Raw genomic sequence first — 16,953 nt, 5'->3', positions numbered from 1 at the left:
TTCATCTTTTTAAAAAGGCTGAGTAGTTAGACGGTAAAATCATCACCTAAATATACTTGGCGCACGGTTTCATCTGCCAAAACATCTTCTGGTGTACCTTCCGCAATCACAGCGCCTTCGCTCACAATATAAGCATGCTCACAAATCGCTAAAGTTTCTCGAACATTATGGTCAGTAATCAAAACACCGATCCCACGATCTTTTAACTGGCGAATTATATCTTTAATATCACCTACAGAGATTGGATCGACACCTGCAAAAGGTTCATCCAAAAGCATGAATTTTGGATCTGCTGCAAGCGCACGTGCGATCTCAGCACGGCGACGCTCACCACCCGATACGCTCATTCCAAGTGAATCTTTAATATGGGTGATTTTAAAATCTTCCAATAATTCTTTAAGACGTTGCTGGCGCTGCTGTTTATCTAAGTCTTTTCGTGTTTCAAGAATCGCCATGATATTTTCAGCAATCGTTAACTTTCTGAAAATTGAAGCTTCCTGAGGAAGATAACCAATTCCTTTACGTGCTCGCTGATGCATAGCTAAATCAGAAATATCTTCATTATCTAGATGAATTTCTCCCTTATCCATTCGCACCAAACCAACGACCATATAAAAGCTGGTAGTTTTCCCTGCACCATTCGGCCCAAGCAAACCCACAATCTGTCCACTTTGCATACTAAATGAAACGTCTTTAACCACCCAGCGTTTACTATAAACTTTAGCTAAATGTTTAATACAAAGTACTTGAGGCTGATTTGATGCTGTCATTAATCACGCGCTCCAGGAAAAGACTTGGTACTATTTGGCGGGATAATAATTTGTACACGTCCTTTCGGTGAACCTGTGCTATTTGAACTACCGGAAGCTTCAATATCGCCTTTGTTCATACTATATTTTAATGAACTACTGCGAATACTTGCTCCATCTTGATATAAATAAGCATTACCAATTAAATTAATAATACCTGTTTCAGCATTATAAATAATTTTTTGTGCTTCCCCACGAGCAACACCCTTTGCCGTATCAACTTGTTGTTGAAACTTTGCTGGGCCCCCAGTGGCAGTAATGGTGCTAATTTGCTTATTTTTATTTAATTGAGCCACAATTGAAGCAGCTTGAAGCTTCATTGTACCTTGCTCAATGATGACATTACCAGTATATGTCGTTACACCCGCAGCTTCATTATAGGTTGCTTTATCTGCAACCAATGAGATTGGTTGATTACGATCTGATGGTAATGCAAATGCTGCTGCAGACAAGCCCATTAAACCGGCAGTGCAGATCGCTTTTATTAGGAAAGATTGTTTCATTAAAAAAGGCTTAGTTAGGTACATACTTTCCTCGAATATGTGCAAATTCATATTGACCTTGGTTTAAATCAGCTTTTAAACCCTGACTAATAAATTCTGCATCAGGTGCATTAACAGTCACTTGGTGAGTCGTTTCAAACTGACGTATTTTAGGATACCCCGTTAACTCGTCTGTCTGAAATTCCATGGTCCCTCGTTCACCAATCTTGGTCGCTTTAACTTGTCCAGATAAAACGACTTTTTCATTGTCATTAAATCCTCGTGCTTGTTTTGCAAAAAAAGTTGAATCAACTTTATTTTGATGAAACATCGAAGCATTGAGGTTACTCAGTGTTGAAGTTTTTCTTTGTAAATCTTGTTCTAAACGATCCACTTGAGCACGAACATAAAGATTGCCCTTTTCATCTGTTTGGACCAACTGGATACCCTCAGCAGTATACGTCATGCTTTTTGCTGAATTCGCATCCAACTTTTTGCTTTTCCCACTGTAATAGTAATAGCCACCACTGATTGCCGCGATGACAACTGCAGTCACATATAAAACCTTAGTATCCATAAATTACATTCAACATTTGATCAATCTGAATTTACGCTATTAATGCGGTATAGCTGTATATTTTTCAAGTAATTCTTGGTAAGTGCCTTTTGCCATCAGCAACATATCACAGACTTCACGCACAGCTCCACGCCCACCCATCGCCTGAGTGACTAAATCTGCTCGACGACGCACTTCAACATGCCCGTTGGGTACAGTGACTTTCATCCCTGCAATTGCAAAGGCTGAAAGATCTGGCCAATCATCACCCATATATAAACAGTCTTCAGGATCTAAATTGAATTGAGCACAAGCTTCTTTAAGTGCAGCACCTTTGTCTTCACGACCTTGAAAGACCAAATCCACGCCAAGATCAGCCATACGTTTTTCAACAATATTGCTTTTACGTCCTGTGATAATGATGACTTTAATTCCAGATTTTTGCACCAGTTTCATACCTAATCCGTCGCGAATATCAAAGGATTTAATTTCATCCCCTGTATTGGTCAATGTCACAAAACCATCACTCAAAATACCATCTACATCTAAAACCAATGCTTCAATATGACGCGCTTGTTCCAGTAAAACATAAGAAGCCATTGATTAATTTACTCCAGCTTGAATCAGGTCATGCATACTAATTACACCAATCACTTTATTGGCATCATCAACGACGATAAATTGACTAATTTTCTTTTCATTCATTTTTTCTAAAGCTTCAACTGCACGTGCTTCTTTTGAAATGGTTGAAGGGTTTTGAACCATGACCGCGGAAACAGGCAAGTTCACATCAAAACCTTGCTGTCTGTCAATTAAACGGCGTAAATCACCATCAGTAAATATGCCCAATAAGCTGTCATTTTCATCGACAACCGTGGTTAAACCTAAACGCTTATTGGAAATTTCGTACAAAACTTTATTCATTGGCGTATCAGGAAATACTTTTGGTAAATCAGTGCCTGTACGCATCAAATGTTTTACATGTAACAACAGACGTTTGCCTAATGCACCTGCAGGATGTGACATTGCAAAATCATCCGCAGTAAAACCACGTGCATCTAATAGCGCCACAGCCAGTGCATCGCCCAATACCAATGTTGCAGTAGTACTTGAGGTTGGCGCCAAACCTAATGGACATGCTTCTTTAATATTTCCAAGTGTCAACGCAACTTCTGCATTTTGTGGCATAGGTCCTTTGTCATCACCACTGATGGTGATCAAAGGTACTTCCAAATACTTAATCAGTGGCATCAACATCATAATCTCATCACTCTTTCCTGAGTTTGAAATTGCAATCAACACGTCACCTTTGACCAACATACCTAAATCGCCATGCCCTGCTTCACCAGGATGCATAAAGAATGATGGTGTGCCTGTTGATGCGAAAGTTGCTGCCATTTTTCGCCCAATATGCCCAGATTTCCCCATACCCGTAATCACTAAACGACCTTGGCACTGTAAAATAATTTCACATGCGCGCGTAAAACGCTCATCAATTTGAGTCGCTAAAATCTCTATGGCATGTTCTTCAATGCGTAAAGTTTCAAGTGCAACTTTTTGAAAATCAACTTGATTTGATTTATTTTCAGGATTCAAAATGGGCTAACCTTAACTCTATAAAGAGTTTTGAATATCGAATGGAATATTTTTGCTATTTTAGCATAGCAATACAATAGGCTGCTTTCCTAAATGTATAAATTTCATTTTCTTAGAAAAATAACGTATAAAACTTTATGAAATATGGAGCTTAGGTTAAGATTAATCATCATTTTGTTGAAGCCTTTAGAAAACCTATGCAACCATTTGTTCTTTACAACTCTGAGCAACGAAAAAAAGTTGAATTTGTTCCCCGTAAAGAAGGACATATCGACATGTATGTGTGCGGTATGACAGTTTATGATTACTGTCATATAGGCCATGCTCGGGTGATGGTTGCTTTTGACTACATTATTCGTTTTTTACGTAGTCAAGGTTGGAATGTTAAATACGTTCGTAACATCACAGATATCGATGACAAAATTATTGCGCGTGCCAATGAAAATAGTGAAAGCATTACAGCTTTGACCGATCGTTTTATCAAGGCGATGAATGATGATGCCGAAAATTTAGGATGCTTAGCACCCGATGAGGCACCCCGCGCAACAGATTATATCGATCAAATGCAGAATATGATTGGCAACCTTGTCAATAAAGGCACGGCTTACCCTTCTGCAAATGGCGATGTCTATTTTGAAGTTGAAAAATTTAAGAACTATGGCCGACTTTCAGGACGTAAACTTGCCGATATGCAAGCTGGCGCTTCTGAACGTGTTGATGTTGAAGTTGAGAAGAAACATCCATTTGACTTTGTGCTATGGAAACATGCTAAAGAAAATGAGCCTTCATGGGCTTCACCTTGGGGCAATGGCCGTCCAGGTTGGCATATTGAATGCTCAGCAATGTCAACTTGCTGCTTAGGCAATCATTTCGATATTCATGGGGGCGGTTCAGATCTTTTATTCCCACATCATGAAAATGAAATCGCGCAATCAGAAGCTGCAACAGATGAACAATATGTAAACTACTGGATGCATGTTGGCTTTATCAATGTCGATGGCGAAAAAATGTCTAAATCTTTAGGCAACTTTTTTACCATTCGTGATGTGATGGAGAAATTTCATCCTGAAGTGATTCGTTATTTTATTGTGTCATCACACTATCGTAGCCCTGTAAACTTTTCGGATTTTGCACTAAAAGAAGCAAAAACTACGCTTTCTCGTTTTTATCATGCATTTAAAGCGTATCAACAAGTCTATGGCGATAAAACCACAGACCTGTTAGATGAAACGCTAGTCGAGCGCTTTAATTCAGCAATGCGTGATGACTTCAATACATCTGAAGCAATTGCAGTTTTATTCGAAATTATTAAAGAATTGAATCGTGCGGTTAAAGAAGAGAATGCAGCGCAATCTACGCTTTATTATTCTACGTTACGCCACTTGACCAATATCCTTGGCTTGGTTCAATACAATGTAGATGACTTTTTAAAATCAGATATTGGTCAAGAAGCACTTGGCTTATCTCAAACGGATATTGAGGATTTCATTCAACAACGTGTTGATGCCAAGAAAAATAAAGACTTTGCCCGTGCAGATGAAATCCGTCAGTCTTTGCTTGCTCAAGGTGTAGTACTGGAAGATACACGTCAAGGTACCATTTGGCGCCGCGCAGATTAATCTCTAAGAGCTTTATTAAAAAGAAAAACCTGATCAAACGATCAGGTTTTTCTTTTTAAAGTCGTTGCTAACTAAATATGTTTTAAACGGTATATCTCTTGCCATTTTTTTAGTCGTAGTGTGACCTTACTTAAGTTTAGTTTTATAAATGGTTCATTAAAATTTTTAACATCGCTAATTTGCTTATATAAAATCTAAATTATTAAATATATTGAAAAAATAAATATTTTATTGAATATGATGGACTATAGTTTTATTGAATCAGCGAAATAGCTGATATACTCTGAGTCCAGTTCTTCATCAGCAGTTTTGGATCAATAGAATGAGTTCAGTGCGCCAACAGAATTTTCTTCTTCGCAAAGAGAAAATTTTAGCAATGGCAGAAACCTTATTGCTTGATAATAATCAGGATATTACGTTAAGTGAGCTTGCTGCTGAACTTGATATCGCAAAAGGAACGATCTATAAACATTTTAAAAGTAAAAACCAACTGTATCTTGAACTGATTATTTTGAATGAAAAACGACTTTTAGATATTTCTAAAGCCTACCATCACGATATTAAAATCTATGTATCTGAATACATGTTATATAACATGTTAAATTCGAATCGAACAATTTTACTGCATGTGATTGAAGAGCGTCTAACCAATAATGAACGTAAACTCAAAGACTTATTCGAAGAACTTTATAGCATACGTGAACAACGTATTTTAGAAATTAAAGATCTTTTCGGAGCACATCTCAAAGCCTTAAACAGTAGTATGTCTATCCGTGATTACTTGTCCTATATCTGGACAGTGACTTATGGCGCATCATTATTGTTAAATTCTACGCACTATCAAAAATCCATTGGTTCACGTGAACGCTTAATCAAACTCTATGTCAATCAAGCATTGATGACACCTGATAAGCTAACCGATTCAGAGCACCAAGCAAATTAATGTTAAAAGGATAACTGTTCTTAAGCTATTTAGTTTTAAAAAGTCCTTTTAAAATTTATTTTGATTTTTTTCTAAAAGCTACAGTTCTAAATTATTATCTAAAGACCGTTAAACAACAATTAATTACACTTTTAAGTTGATACTGTTGAACTGGTGATAGCTCTTCTAAGTCACAATATAGCTGTTTAAAAAATGATATACGTCATACACTTTCGTCATATAACTCGAGTTCAATACATCAAGATAAGCTTGAACAACTTGATGGGAAAAATGACCTAATTGCAAAAGATATTCCGCTTTCCTGTGCATATTGTTTATTCACACATCCATTCAACTGCTGACCTGCGTATAAATCTCGTTTAAACTTTCTGAATCAAAAATATTAAGCTTTTTCATCAATAATATTTTATCAAGTTGTTGATACCAATCATTCTGGATGTATCAATTCGAGAAACCCTTAAACTTCTGGCTGATCAGCATAGTTCAATAACTGACTGGGTAAAGGCATTGAATTCACCTGACTAAAAATCTCATAACACATATGTCTTAACCACTGATGGCTAGTTTTATGATGACATGACATATGCCAATACTGCTTAATCGAATAAGTCGGAAACGAAATGGGTGCTGGGAAAATTTGTAAGTTTCCTCGTGACAACAAGACTTCACTCAAATAATAAGGAACGGTTGCAATCGAGTCAGTATCTTGCACCACCAATCCAACGCCTAGATAACTCGGGATACGCATCAACACATTACGTTTTAAATCTAAATTTAACAGCTCATTGGCGATGTGGTAATGCCCAACACCTGCATCAATATCGATGTGTGATTCACTCAAATACTGTTCAACGGTCATGCTTTGTTGAGTTAATCGTGGATGATCTTTTGATGCAATCACCACATAAAATTGTTCGAATAATTTTTGTTGATAGAAACCATTTTCTAATTGCGGTAAAAACCCAATCGCCAAATCAATTTCACCATTTGCCATCTGATAACTGGTTTCAGAGGTGATGGCGCGAACATTTAATTTAACATGTGGTGCATGTGCTTTGAGATATTGAGAAATTTTAGGCAATAAAACTAAGTGAGAAACATCTGTCATCGCGACAGTAAACTGTTGCTGAGATGCTGTTTCATCAAAATCCACACTAAAATTATTAATAATTTCAACTTTGCTCAGCGCTTCACTGATCAAGGGATAAAGTTGTTTAGATAATTCTGTAGGCACCATTTCATTACCAATCCGTAAAAATAACGGATCGTTATAATGAACACGAATTTTATTTAGAATATTGCTTACTGTAGGTTGGCTCATCGCTAAATGATCTGCGGCAACAGAAACACTTTTAAACTTGTAGATATAGTAAAAAATACTGAGCAACTTACAATCTAACTCATACACGAAATTACATCTCACTCATTTTCTAGATTCAATATTATATCTTCTGCTTTTTTATAAAAATTTCCAATGTTTTAATGTACCGATTTTAAACAATCAACTCAGGATTTTAAAATCGGCACGGATTATTGGCGTGATCAGCTCAGCAATTATTCTTTAACAAACAAATCAACCATTAACTCATCCTCTGAATCAGCATAGCGATATTCATTAAAATCTGTAATACCATACTCTCGGAGGATTTCTTCATCAATCAATAAGCGTCCTGTTAAGGCGCGTTTTTCACTGTTTAAAATACGATAAGCGGCATCTGCCATGATGTTCGGTTTACGAGCTCTGCTAAATAATTGCTTACCGCCTAAAGAAAACTCAATTGCAGCTGTGGCAATAATCGTTCTCGGCCATAGTGAATTTACACTCACCCCATAACCGGAAAACTCTTGATTCATCCCTAAAGTCAACATACTCATGCCATATTTAGTAATGGTATACGGTGCATAGCTAGCAAACCATTTTTCATCCAAGTTTAACGGCGGTGAAAGATTTAAAATATGCGGATTGTCACTGTTTTTTAAATAAGGTAGTACAGCTTGACTACATACCATCACAGCACGTGTATTGATCTGATACATTAAATCGAAACGGTTTGGGTCAAGCGTCTCTACGCCAGACAGTTTAATCGCACCAGCATTGTTAATTAAAATATCAATTCCACCGAAATGCTTTGCTGCTTGTTTCATGGCAAGCGCAACCGCATCTTGATCACGTACATCCAGTTGAAGTGCTAAAGCTTGACCACCTACCGCCTCAACTTCTTGAGCAACAGTAAAAATCGAGCCCCCTAATTTAGGATGCTCTTGTGTAGATTTTGCAGCAATCACAATGTTCGCACCATCTTGTGCAGCTTTTAGTGCAATCTCTCGCCCTATTCCTCGGCTTGCACCGGTAATAAAAAGTGTTTTTCCTTTAAGCGACATGATTTCCTCGTTGTATTTGTTTTTTGCTGTACTAATCTACTTAACTTTGTTTTCACCTCATAGTACCAAATCTACCATTTTGTATACTCATGAGTACAATAATTATTATTCTTTATAGTCTTTATAAAAATCAAAAGCTTGCATAAGCAAGCCTTGGACTAAAGGTGGTGAAAATTTAAATTCTAGGCAGCACCAACTTTTGGACTTGTTCCAATTTGCCAAACAAAAGGCAATGGTTCACGATTAACTTCCCAATCACCAATCACTTTTTCCTTATATACGACTGGATTATGTGAAGATACGACCCGTGCATTGCGCCAGAAGCGATCAAGTTGTTTTGTGGTGGTACTTGCAGATGCACCAAGCGCATTAAATAACTTACTGGTTAACTCCAAGACTAAATCAGAAATAACCACCTGCCCTTGTGCTGCCTCTAATTCAGCATCATTATTTGCTTGAATATTTTTTACTTCGGATTCACTAAAGTGACTAATATATGCACGCTGCAAAGCTTCTGCTGTTTGCGTGGTGATACTTTGACTTGCATAGGCTTGTGCGGAAGCTTTACCAATCACCTGTAAAATCTGTGGATCATTACGTACTAAGTCAGCATTGCCATGACTAAAAATACGATCACGCTTTTGTACTTCATGAATAAATGTTGCAACTGCTGACTGTGCAATACCCGATAAGGTTGCCAAATGAATGACTTGGTAGAACGCAGTCTGATATTTAAAACGTTGCTCAAAAGGCAAAATATGGTCTGCTTCGATTGCAACATTGCTTAACGTTAGAGTGCCACTTCCCGTGGTTTTTTGACCAAAACCATCCCAATCATCCAGTACTTCAACACCAGAAGCATGTCGAGAAATCGCAGCAATAACATGCTGATCCGTACGTTCATCATAGGCAAATAAATCAACCCAATCCGCAAAGATTGTGCCTGTTGAATAGTACTTCTTCCCATTGACCAGCAATTGATTATTATTTTGAGTTACACGGGTAATCACATCACCAATTTTTACATGACCGATTTCAGTCCATGCATTCCCCACCAAATCACCTTGAACAAAGCGTTTAAACCATAATTCTTGATTCTTAAACTTATGTGCATTTAATCGATCTTCAACAAAAGCGAAATGCCCCCGCAATGCTTGCACAATATTTGAATCGGCCTTTGCAAGTTCAGTGAGCAATTGAAATAACTGAGGTAAAGACACCCCATCTCCACCAAACTTGACTGGCACACGTAATGCACCAAAACCTGCATTTTTTAGCCAATCTATTTGCTCATACGGCAATATACGCTGTTGCTCGCGTTCAACGACACCCTGTGAAATTTTTTCAAAAATTGCACGATATTTTGACGCAACCGTCTCATAGTCTGCTGAGATTGATAAATCTTCAATAAAACGGTTTTGAATATCTAAGTTACCCATTTTTTCTCTCCATCATTTGCTTATTTTTATTCTTAGCTCCACGCATGGCGTGGTAAGTGAATGTTATTGAGATAATAATTACCGACTAAATTAAATTTCCAACGTACAGGATCATGCAAAGTATGGGTACGTGCATTACGCCAATGGCGATCTAAATTTAATTCAGACAATGTTGAACGAGTACCTGATAATTCAAATAATTTGTTAGAAGCCAGAATGGCAATTTCAGTTGTTAATACCTTGGCTTCTGCAACCAGTAATGCCGCCTGATTAGCATTCTCTTCAGATGGATCGGCAATTGCTTGATCAATTGCATCACCAGCCAAGTCTAAAACGGCTTCGGCTGCACGTAATTTAATTTTTAACTCCCCTATACTTGCAATGGTATACGGATCATCGCTCGCTTTTTCTAAACCTGAGTCAATCCAAGGGCGTGAATGTAAGCGTACATATTGAATCGTTTCATCAATTGCACCACGCGCAATACCAGCATCCACAGCGGCTTGAATGAATTGAGAAATCGCACCTGCTGCTGTAGGTCTTTCAAAGGCTTTATGGATCGGCACAATATATTTTTCATCAACTTGAACTTGTTTTAGTACTACAGTTCCACTCGCTGTAGTTCTCTGTCCAAATCCAGACCAATCATTGACAATTTCCAGACCTGTACTTGTTCGTGGCGTTAAGGCAACCACAGGTAGCCCATCTTCATTCACTGCAACGACAGGTACCCAATGTGCCAATAGAGCCCCTGTAGCAAAGAATTTTTGACCATTAATTTCATAACCTTGAGTTGTTTTATGTATTTTGGTTTCTAAGTCAGCAACGGTCTTGCTACCTTTTTCTGAAAAGGCATTACCCAGACGTCGACCTTTTAAAATTTCAGCAAAGAAAAATTGTTGCTGTTCAAGACTGGCATCTAAACGGAGATGCTCTATAAAAGCCCAATGATTTTGCGCAATTTGTCCAAGTGAAGGATCTACACTAGAAATAGTTTTAACCACATCTGCTAATGTACGATATTTCACTTCAGCCCCACCAAAAGCATGTGGAATATTAATCCCCCATAAACCACTTTGTGAGTAGAGCTGTATCTCCTCAAGTGGCAAACGTCGTTCATAATCACGTTGTGATGCTTCTTTGGCAAACTCTTTGGCTAAATTTTTCGCTACTTGAATAGCTTCTTCATCCGATTGAATAACATGTGCTTCATGATTCAATTCAAAAAATTGCAAAGGAACGGCCGTCTGAGAAGAAAAGTTTTTTTGGTTTAAATCAGTCATTGTTGTTACTCTTTTAAATAAGCATGGATTTAAACTAGCATTATTTTTTTATGCTATTTATACGAATAAATGCATTTATTATTCAAAACAAAATTATAAATTTATCACTAAAATTCATATCCATTAAAACCATAAAAAAAGCCCACATTATGTGGGCTACGTTCTGACTAACGAGCTAAATGATTATGAAATAAATGACTAATTTAAAAACCATTTAAAGATCAATATTAAAACAATATCAATCAATACAACTCATATTGCTAGATAATGGCAATGTATGCTCCACAATCAGATGAATTAATATTTTATCTCAGAGTATAATTTTAAGATTAACTGGCTTGTGCCAATCTATCCGTATTCGCTTTGCGATATTGTGAGCCTCGATGATTCTTTGATAAATAAGCACCTTGTTCAAATAGTTTTTCTCGTAAAGTACCCTGACGATATTCTGTTTGATAAGCACCACGACGTTGTAGCTCAGGTACAATAAAATCTACAATATCTATAAAAGTTTGATGTGCCAAAATATAGGCTAAATTAAAGCCATCAACATCTGTATCTTCTGCCCATTGTTGTAACTCATCAGCAACCGTTTGTGCTGAACCGACCAACACAGGACCATTTCCCCCCACACTATTCCAATGGGCAATTTCTTCAATTGTCCAAATACGGTTAGGGTCCGCATTGACATAAGCATCTAACATCGATTGAATCGCATTGGTTTCAATATACTCAACCTTATCATGAGGTTGATACTGTGAAAAATCTACACCAGACCAACCAGACACTAAGGTCAAAGCACCGTTATAACTTCCATACGACTGATATTCTTTAAATTTTTCCTGAGCTCTTTTATCCGTTTCATCAGTTACAATTGACAATAAGGTGTAAATTTTAACAGAATAAGGGTCACGTCCTTCCTGTTTTAATTTTTCACGAATACTTTGAACAATTTTCTTGGCTGCTATTTTTGATGGTGGTGCAATAAAAATACATTCAGCATTTTGGCTTGCAAATGTTTGCCCTCGAGCAGAAGCACCTGCTTGATAGAGTACAGGTGTGCGCTGTGGTGAAGGTTCACAAATATGAATACCAGGAACTTTAAAGTATTTCCCTTCATGTAAAATGGGATGCACTTTTGTATGATCTGCAAAGATTCCAGCCTGTTTATCTCTTAAAACCGCATCATTTTCCCAAGATCCTTCCCACAACTTATATAGCACCTCTAAATACTCATCGGCAATATCATAGCGATCATCATGATTTAATTGCGTATTTAGTCCTAAGTTTTTAGAACCACTTTCCAAATAGGAGGTGACAATATTCCACCCCACTCGACCTTTGGTGAGATGATCTAATGTACTGATTCTTCGCGCAAAAGGATAAGGATGTTCAAAAGATATTGATGTTGTCACACCAAAACCTAAATGTCGGGTCACCGCAGCCATCGCTGGGATAATTTGCAAAGGATCATTGACTGGGACTTGCACTGCACCAGTCAATGCATGTTCTGCACTTTGGTGGTAAACATCATATATCCCAAGTACATCGGCAATAAAAATGCCATCAAATAGCCCGTTTTCCAAGATTTTAGCGAGGTCAGTCCAATATTCAATATCTTTATATTCTGTTGAGCGATCTGAAGGATGACGCCATAAACCAGGAGATTGATGTGCAATACAATTCATTTCAAAGGCATTAAAGCGGATCTGCTTAGTCATTTCTCTTCAACTCATCTTGAATATTATTTTTATCCTATGCCATTTATCTTTATTCTTTTATCTCAATATCTTCAATTATTATCATGATTGCTTTTATCTAAAATAATGAAATAAATATACTTTTTTATACAAATTGGTTTATTCACCATAATTATCGTCAAACTAACTAATTATTCATATAAGTGATTTTCATCAAATTCCTGATCATAAATGAAGCCTATCTTTTTGTATGCGCTTTATGGAACTGCTGGTTATCAATTCATTTTTTGTATTTTTGAATCAAAGATGGTGATCCTACCGTGAGGCGACAGAGAAGCCGCCATTAGGCGGGGGTAGAGGACGTCCCCCTCGCTCTACATGAGCAAAAATAAAGCAGAGTTTTGTTTGCAGCGCAAAGTTTGGCATCCCCCTACGAAATGTGTGGCATTGCCAACTTTTTATAACCAAATAACTTATCCGCCATGTAGTTGATTTAATTTAAAATATTATTTGAGGGAAATTATATTCTTGTGTTTAAGTTTTTTGATAAGTTGGCTATATATTGGCTTTCATCAATCTGTAAGCATCGATTAACATTTTAAAAAATTAAAAACACATCTTCTTTAAAAAGCATCTACATAGCTTCAATGAGCTGTACAAATAAACTATGCAAAAGCCTGAATCTAAGCTTAGTTGAAGGTTAATCACTTAGCATAAAATCTAAAGAAAAAATCGATGCTAATTTTTAATCTTTTTGGCTAGCAATTGACGTGCTTTAAAATCTTTGTAGAAGTATAAAAATAACCCGAAAATCAAAACTGCCGCGCCGATAAACACATTCATAGTTGGTTTTTCATTATTGAGCATCGCGCCTAAAAACATGGCAATCATTGGGGTCATCACTGTAGTCAATGATAAAGTTGTGGCTTTAATATTTTGAACCAATTTAAAATAACAAAACATCGCCAGCAATGAAGCCATAAATACGGTATAAATCAATGCCAATAGTGATTTAGTTTCTGGAATATGCGTAGGCGCATACTGCCAAATAAAAGGAATAATACACATTGCAGCCAACGTAGAAACCAAGATTGAACCTGTTGCTTGCGCCATTGGCATGACATCTGCATTCACTTTTTTTACCCAAAAGATGGAAAAAGCATAAGTAAATACACTCATCAACATCAGCATAATTCCAACGGGATGCACATGTTGGCTGGCCCCGCTACTGGTACAAATAATGGCTAAACCGACAACAGCAAGCAGCATGCCAAGCCATTGAATCCCATGTAATCTCTGACCAAAGCCAAAACGACCAATAAGTCCTGCCATAATCGGGGCTAATCCAAACATCAAAGCAATAATACCTGAACTTAAATAACTGGTTGCGGCATAGGTAAAAATTTGTGAACCAATCAGACTAAATGAACCAGCTAAATAACTATGTAAAGCAATTTTATTACACGGTAATTTAACTTTTAAAATCAGCAACAAAAATAAAGCAATCGGCAAGGCGATAAAAAACCGCAAAACCAAAGCCCACATCATATGTAAATCTGCCACACTCCATACAATTGCCAAAGGCGTACTTGCCCAAATGAAGACCAATAAAATATAGGTCGTCATCAGGTTGGATTTAGAGGGCATATAGATTCCTAAATGACTGCTGGGTGTGAATTAAATTGTTGGATTCAAAAATGAATTTTACATTGATCTTTGCAAATTCAATTAAATCTTAATCAAGCAACGGGAAGCTCTATTGATATAAATATCTATTGAAAAGCAAGTTCGATTAATTCAAAAGGTCGAAAAAATTCAGTTGCAGATGATTTTTAAATCAAGCATTAGACTTATATCGAAGTCTTACGTTTCTGCTTGAGAATCGTCTGGTCTAAGCTACTCGAAAACTCACGTTTATCACGCTCAGAAATCGGTGGCGGCCCACCCGTTTGTACACCAGCACCACGCAAGGTATCCATAAAATCACGCAAATGTAAACGAGCTTTGACATTGGCTGATGTATAAACCTCTCCACGTGGGTGAATTGCTACACCACCCTTTTCAATGACCTGTGCTGCCAAAGGAATATCCTGAGTAATCACAATATCATGCTCACTCATACGATCAACAATTTCTTGATCAGCTTGATCTGCACCCGACATTGCTTGAATTGAGTTGATCCGTACAGACGGTGTAATACCCACAGGCTGGTTTGCAACAAAAGTAACTTCTAATTGATAACGGTCTGATGCACGTAAGATCACTTCACGAAGAATTTTAGGTAAAGCATCTGCATCGACCCAAAGTTTAAATGGCAGCACACAACATCTCTGATAAAGATTTTTAAACATTTTAGCAAAATGCCGTTACGCTGTCCTATGCATATTCTTTTATTTATTGCGCAAATCTTTAACGACTTCGAAATCCAATCAAACTTTTCATCTGTATTTTGGTGATTAAAAGTACAATTTAAGGCGTGGTTGATGGCAATTGAGTTTAATATTCTGGTTTTTCTTATGATTTTACATTTCAGGACTTGAAATCTAGCAATCATCCTCGATTTAATAGCATAAGAGAGGCATTTAAAATCGTGAAAATGAACAATCAAAACAGACCTGAAACAATTATCATAGAAGATCAGAATTTTGGTAGCCATGTCGAACATTGGAGTCTATTGACAGAAAACCCAACGTCCGAAGTACCCAAATGGTTAGGTTTGGCTTTGGATGCACCAGTGATGCCCATGGGGCTTTGTTCAAAAGAATGTGATATGGATGTATCAACTTGGTTAATCCAAGGTCCAAACGGTTCTTCTGTACAGCTCTGTCAAGTGATTGATGTTGAGAATAACAAACCTAAAGCTGTAAAAACGGCTTTCCCCAGTTTTGAAAGTCCGTATCAATTAAATGCTTCTATCGACCGTATCATTACCTGCAAAACCAACACTCAAGCAGTGCTTAGCTTAAAAGTAGGTGAAAATAGTGTGGTCTATGCATTTGACAGTTTATACAGTGTAAATGGACACCAATATTCTCAAGATCAACAGTATAAAGTTCAACTGAATGCATGGGCTTATGAGCTCGAAAAAGTTTCAGACCATGAACAAATCATTGTTGATGATCCTGCTTCAATCAAACACCACCGTGCATTAAACGATATCCTTTCACAAAATAATGGTATTACGCCTGAAAATCTTCAAGAACAAATTGATGCATGGGAAGCGAAGTCAGAAGATGACAAAGCTCCTGTTACTGTTGATTTTTCTAAAATGGTGGCATACCTATACGGAGAAACTTTAGGACAAGAGGATGAAGCTTGGTTTCAAGGAAAAGTTGTTGGCAAAACTGAAATGCAATTTATGCAACAAAACTACACACTTTATGATGTCACTTTAATTCTTGAAGAGAACCAACCAGCAATCTTAGTCCGTATTGCAACTAAAGATCCTGCTTTCAAAGATTTTGAAATTGGACAATATATTCGTGGCAATATTTGGATTCAAGCAAACATTTATTCAGCTGCTTGATTCAAAAACAGATTGATCAGCATGATGGAAAACCCATCATGCTTTTTTATTACATGTTTTGTAACATTTCTATTATATCTAAATACATCCCTGCATTTTTTATGTTTTTGAATTCAAATTTACTACTTATCCACAGTTTAAATTCAAAATCAAATAATCAGGTCTGTTTAAAACTATTTAAGCTGAAGAATATTGACTGTTTATTTAAATAATAAATACATTCCCCCTATTTAAAGAATCCCCAGAAAATAAATTTAAAAACAGAAGCTTAAACATAAAAATTAAACCAATAAATATCATGATCTTGTTAAAAAATAGACTCTATTTTTATACTTAATTCGGATTATTTTTCATATAAAGACTAAAAAATAGGCAAGTTATCCACAATGTACCCACAAAATCATAATTATAAATTCATAATATTTTTATTGATCGCGAGATAATAAATACCTCAACATATTAATAATGTAATTTAGCACTTTATTTAACCAGTCAATTATGTTAAAAATACGACGAACCAATAGGATTTAAACAATAATTTAAAAATCTAGGCTCAGTAATGAAAATTATACCTGAACAATCGACTAGTCTAATCAATCAAGTGAGTGGTTTTCACTT

15 protein-coding genes are annotated in these 16,953 nt (G+C 36.7%); 3 read left to right on the top strand and 12 right to left on the bottom strand.

Annotated features, from left to right (window positions below; genetic code table 11):
* Positions 1 to 26: 26 nt before the first annotated feature.
* From lptB to AC2G3J_RS06965, 5 genes are read right to left on the bottom strand one after another with little or no spacing between them, the layout of a single operon-like run.
* The gene (lptB, locus tag AC2G3J_RS06985; RefSeq protein WP_336953962.1) at positions 27 to 770 is read right to left on the bottom strand and encodes an LPS export ABC transporter ATP-binding protein; all 744 of its coding nucleotides are present in this window, start codon (positions 768 to 770) and stop codon (positions 27 to 29) included.
* Positions 770 to 1,312, bottom strand: coding sequence for a lipopolysaccharide transport periplasmic protein LptA (gene lptA / locus AC2G3J_RS06980; protein WP_336953963.1), 543 nt, complete (start codon positions 1,310 to 1,312; stop codon positions 770 to 772). Before lptA ends, lptB begins: the two co-directional genes overlap by 1 nt.
* Positions 1,313 to 1,322: 10 nt before the next feature.
* Entirely contained in the window at positions 1,323 to 1,868 is a 546-nt protein-coding gene (gene lptC / locus AC2G3J_RS06975) for an LPS export ABC transporter periplasmic protein LptC (RefSeq protein ID WP_336953964.1), read from the bottom strand.
* Between the two features lie 39 nt (positions 1,869 to 1,907).
* The gene (locus AC2G3J_RS06970) at positions 1,908 to 2,447 is read right to left on the bottom strand and encodes a KdsC family phosphatase (RefSeq protein WP_004822583.1); all 540 of its coding nucleotides are present in this window, start codon (positions 2,445 to 2,447) and stop codon (positions 1,908 to 1,910) included.
* A 3-nt stretch (positions 2,448 to 2,450) separates the two neighbouring features.
* Complete coding sequence (locus AC2G3J_RS06965) at positions 2,451 to 3,443, bottom strand: KpsF/GutQ family sugar-phosphate isomerase (RefSeq protein WP_483770870.1); 993 nt, start codon at positions 3,441 to 3,443, stop codon at positions 2,451 to 2,453.
* Positions 3,444 to 3,640: 197 nt separating this feature from the next.
* Between AC2G3J_RS06965 and cysS the strand changes: the two genes are divergently transcribed.
* Both cysS and AC2G3J_RS06955 read left to right on the top strand, forming a co-directional pair.
* Positions 3,641 to 5,062 (top strand): cysteine--tRNA ligase, encoded by a 1,422-nt coding sequence (gene cysS, locus AC2G3J_RS06960; RefSeq protein ID WP_419360475.1) that lies wholly within the window; start codon positions 3,641 to 3,643, stop codon positions 5,060 to 5,062.
* 322 nt (positions 5,063 to 5,384) lie between these two features.
* A complete protein-coding gene (locus AC2G3J_RS06955) occupies positions 5,385 to 6,005 on the top strand; it encodes a TetR/AcrR family transcriptional regulator (RefSeq protein ID WP_004822589.1) in 621 nt (206 codons plus the stop codon).
* Between the two features lie 457 nt (positions 6,006 to 6,462).
* Here the strand turns inward: AC2G3J_RS06955 and AC2G3J_RS06950 are convergent, their stop codons facing one another.
* From AC2G3J_RS06950 to AC2G3J_RS06920, 7 genes are all read right to left on the bottom strand, one after another.
* Positions 6,463 to 7,413: a LysR family transcriptional regulator gene (locus AC2G3J_RS06950; protein WP_336953968.1), complete on the bottom strand. Its 951-nt coding sequence runs from the start codon at positions 7,411 to 7,413 to the stop codon at positions 6,463 to 6,465.
* Positions 7,414 to 7,559: 146 nt separating this feature from the next.
* Positions 7,560 to 8,387 (bottom strand): SDR family oxidoreductase, encoded by an 828-nt coding sequence (locus AC2G3J_RS06945; RefSeq protein ID WP_336953969.1) that lies wholly within the window; start codon positions 8,385 to 8,387, stop codon positions 7,560 to 7,562.
* A gap of 182 nt (positions 8,388 to 8,569) precedes the next feature.
* Complete coding sequence (locus AC2G3J_RS06940; RefSeq protein WP_419327951.1) at positions 8,570 to 9,826, bottom strand: acyl-CoA dehydrogenase family protein; 1,257 nt, start codon at positions 9,824 to 9,826, stop codon at positions 8,570 to 8,572.
* Between the two features lie 32 nt (positions 9,827 to 9,858).
* A complete protein-coding gene (locus AC2G3J_RS06935) occupies positions 9,859 to 11,109 on the bottom strand; it encodes an SfnB family sulfur acquisition oxidoreductase (protein WP_483770869.1) in 1,251 nt (416 codons plus the stop codon).
* Between the two features lie 329 nt (positions 11,110 to 11,438).
* Complete coding sequence (locus tag AC2G3J_RS06930; RefSeq protein ID WP_336953973.1) at positions 11,439 to 12,830, bottom strand: LLM class flavin-dependent oxidoreductase; 1,392 nt, start codon at positions 12,828 to 12,830, stop codon at positions 11,439 to 11,441.
* Between the two features lie 717 nt (positions 12,831 to 13,547).
* Complete coding sequence (locus AC2G3J_RS06925) at positions 13,548 to 14,456, bottom strand: DMT family transporter (RefSeq protein WP_483770868.1); 909 nt, start codon at positions 14,454 to 14,456, stop codon at positions 13,548 to 13,550.
* Between the two features lie 203 nt (positions 14,457 to 14,659).
* Positions 14,660 to 15,160: a YaiI/YqxD family protein gene (locus AC2G3J_RS06920; RefSeq protein WP_336953975.1), complete on the bottom strand. Its 501-nt coding sequence runs from the start codon at positions 15,158 to 15,160 to the stop codon at positions 14,660 to 14,662.
* Positions 15,161 to 15,405: 245 nt separating this feature from the next.
* Here AC2G3J_RS06920 and AC2G3J_RS06915 point away from each other — a divergent pair, with 245 nt between their 5' ends.
* A complete protein-coding gene (locus AC2G3J_RS06915; protein ID WP_483770867.1) occupies positions 15,406 to 16,335 on the top strand; it encodes a hypothetical protein in 930 nt (309 codons plus the stop codon).
* Positions 16,336 to 16,953 lie beyond the last annotated feature (618 nt).

This window comes from Acinetobacter legionensis, from assembly GCF_057165765.1.
This window is presented reverse-complemented; position numbering and strand designations above follow the sequence as displayed.

Bases quoted from the DNA above. Each gene is read 5' to 3' on its own strand.
- cysS (WP_419360475.1), top strand. From the start codon at position 3,641: ATGCAACCATTTGTTCTTTACAACTCTGAGCAACGAAAAAAAGTTGAA.
- AC2G3J_RS06955 (WP_004822589.1), top strand. From the start codon at position 5,385: ATGAGTTCAGTGCGCCAACAGAATTTTCTTCTTCGCAAAGAGAAAATT.
- AC2G3J_RS06925 (WP_483770868.1), bottom strand. From the start codon at position 14,456: ATGCCCTCTAAATCCAACCTGATGACGACCTATATTTTATTGGTCTTC.
- lptC (WP_336953964.1), bottom strand. From the start codon at position 1,868: ATGGATACTAAGGTTTTATATGTGACTGCAGTTGTCATCGCGGCAATC.
- AC2G3J_RS06930 (WP_336953973.1), bottom strand. From the start codon at position 12,830: ATGACTAAGCAGATCCGCTTTAATGCCTTTGAAATGAATTGTATTGCA.
- AC2G3J_RS06945 (WP_336953969.1), bottom strand. From the start codon at position 8,387: ATGTCGCTTAAAGGAAAAACACTTTTTATTACCGGTGCAAGCCGAGGA.
- AC2G3J_RS06920 (WP_336953975.1), bottom strand. From the start codon at position 15,160: ATGTTTAAAAATCTTTATCAGAGATGTTGTGTGCTGCCATTTAAACTT.
- AC2G3J_RS06915 (WP_483770867.1), top strand. From the start codon at position 15,406: ATGAACAATCAAAACAGACCTGAAACAATTATCATAGAAGATCAGAAT.
- lptB (WP_336953962.1), bottom strand. From the start codon at position 770: ATGACAGCATCAAATCAGCCTCAAGTACTTTGTATTAAACATTTAGCT.
- AC2G3J_RS06940 (WP_419327951.1), bottom strand. From the start codon at position 9,826: ATGGGTAACTTAGATATTCAAAACCGTTTTATTGAAGATTTATCAATC.
- AC2G3J_RS06935 (WP_483770869.1), bottom strand. From the start codon at position 11,109: ATGACTGATTTAAACCAAAAAAACTTTTCTTCTCAGACGGCCGTTCCT.
- AC2G3J_RS06970 (WP_004822583.1), bottom strand. From the start codon at position 2,447: ATGGCTTCTTATGTTTTACTGGAACAAGCGCGTCATATTGAAGCATTG.
- lptA (WP_336953963.1), bottom strand. From the start codon at position 1,312: ATGAAACAATCTTTCCTAATAAAAGCGATCTGCACTGCCGGTTTAATG.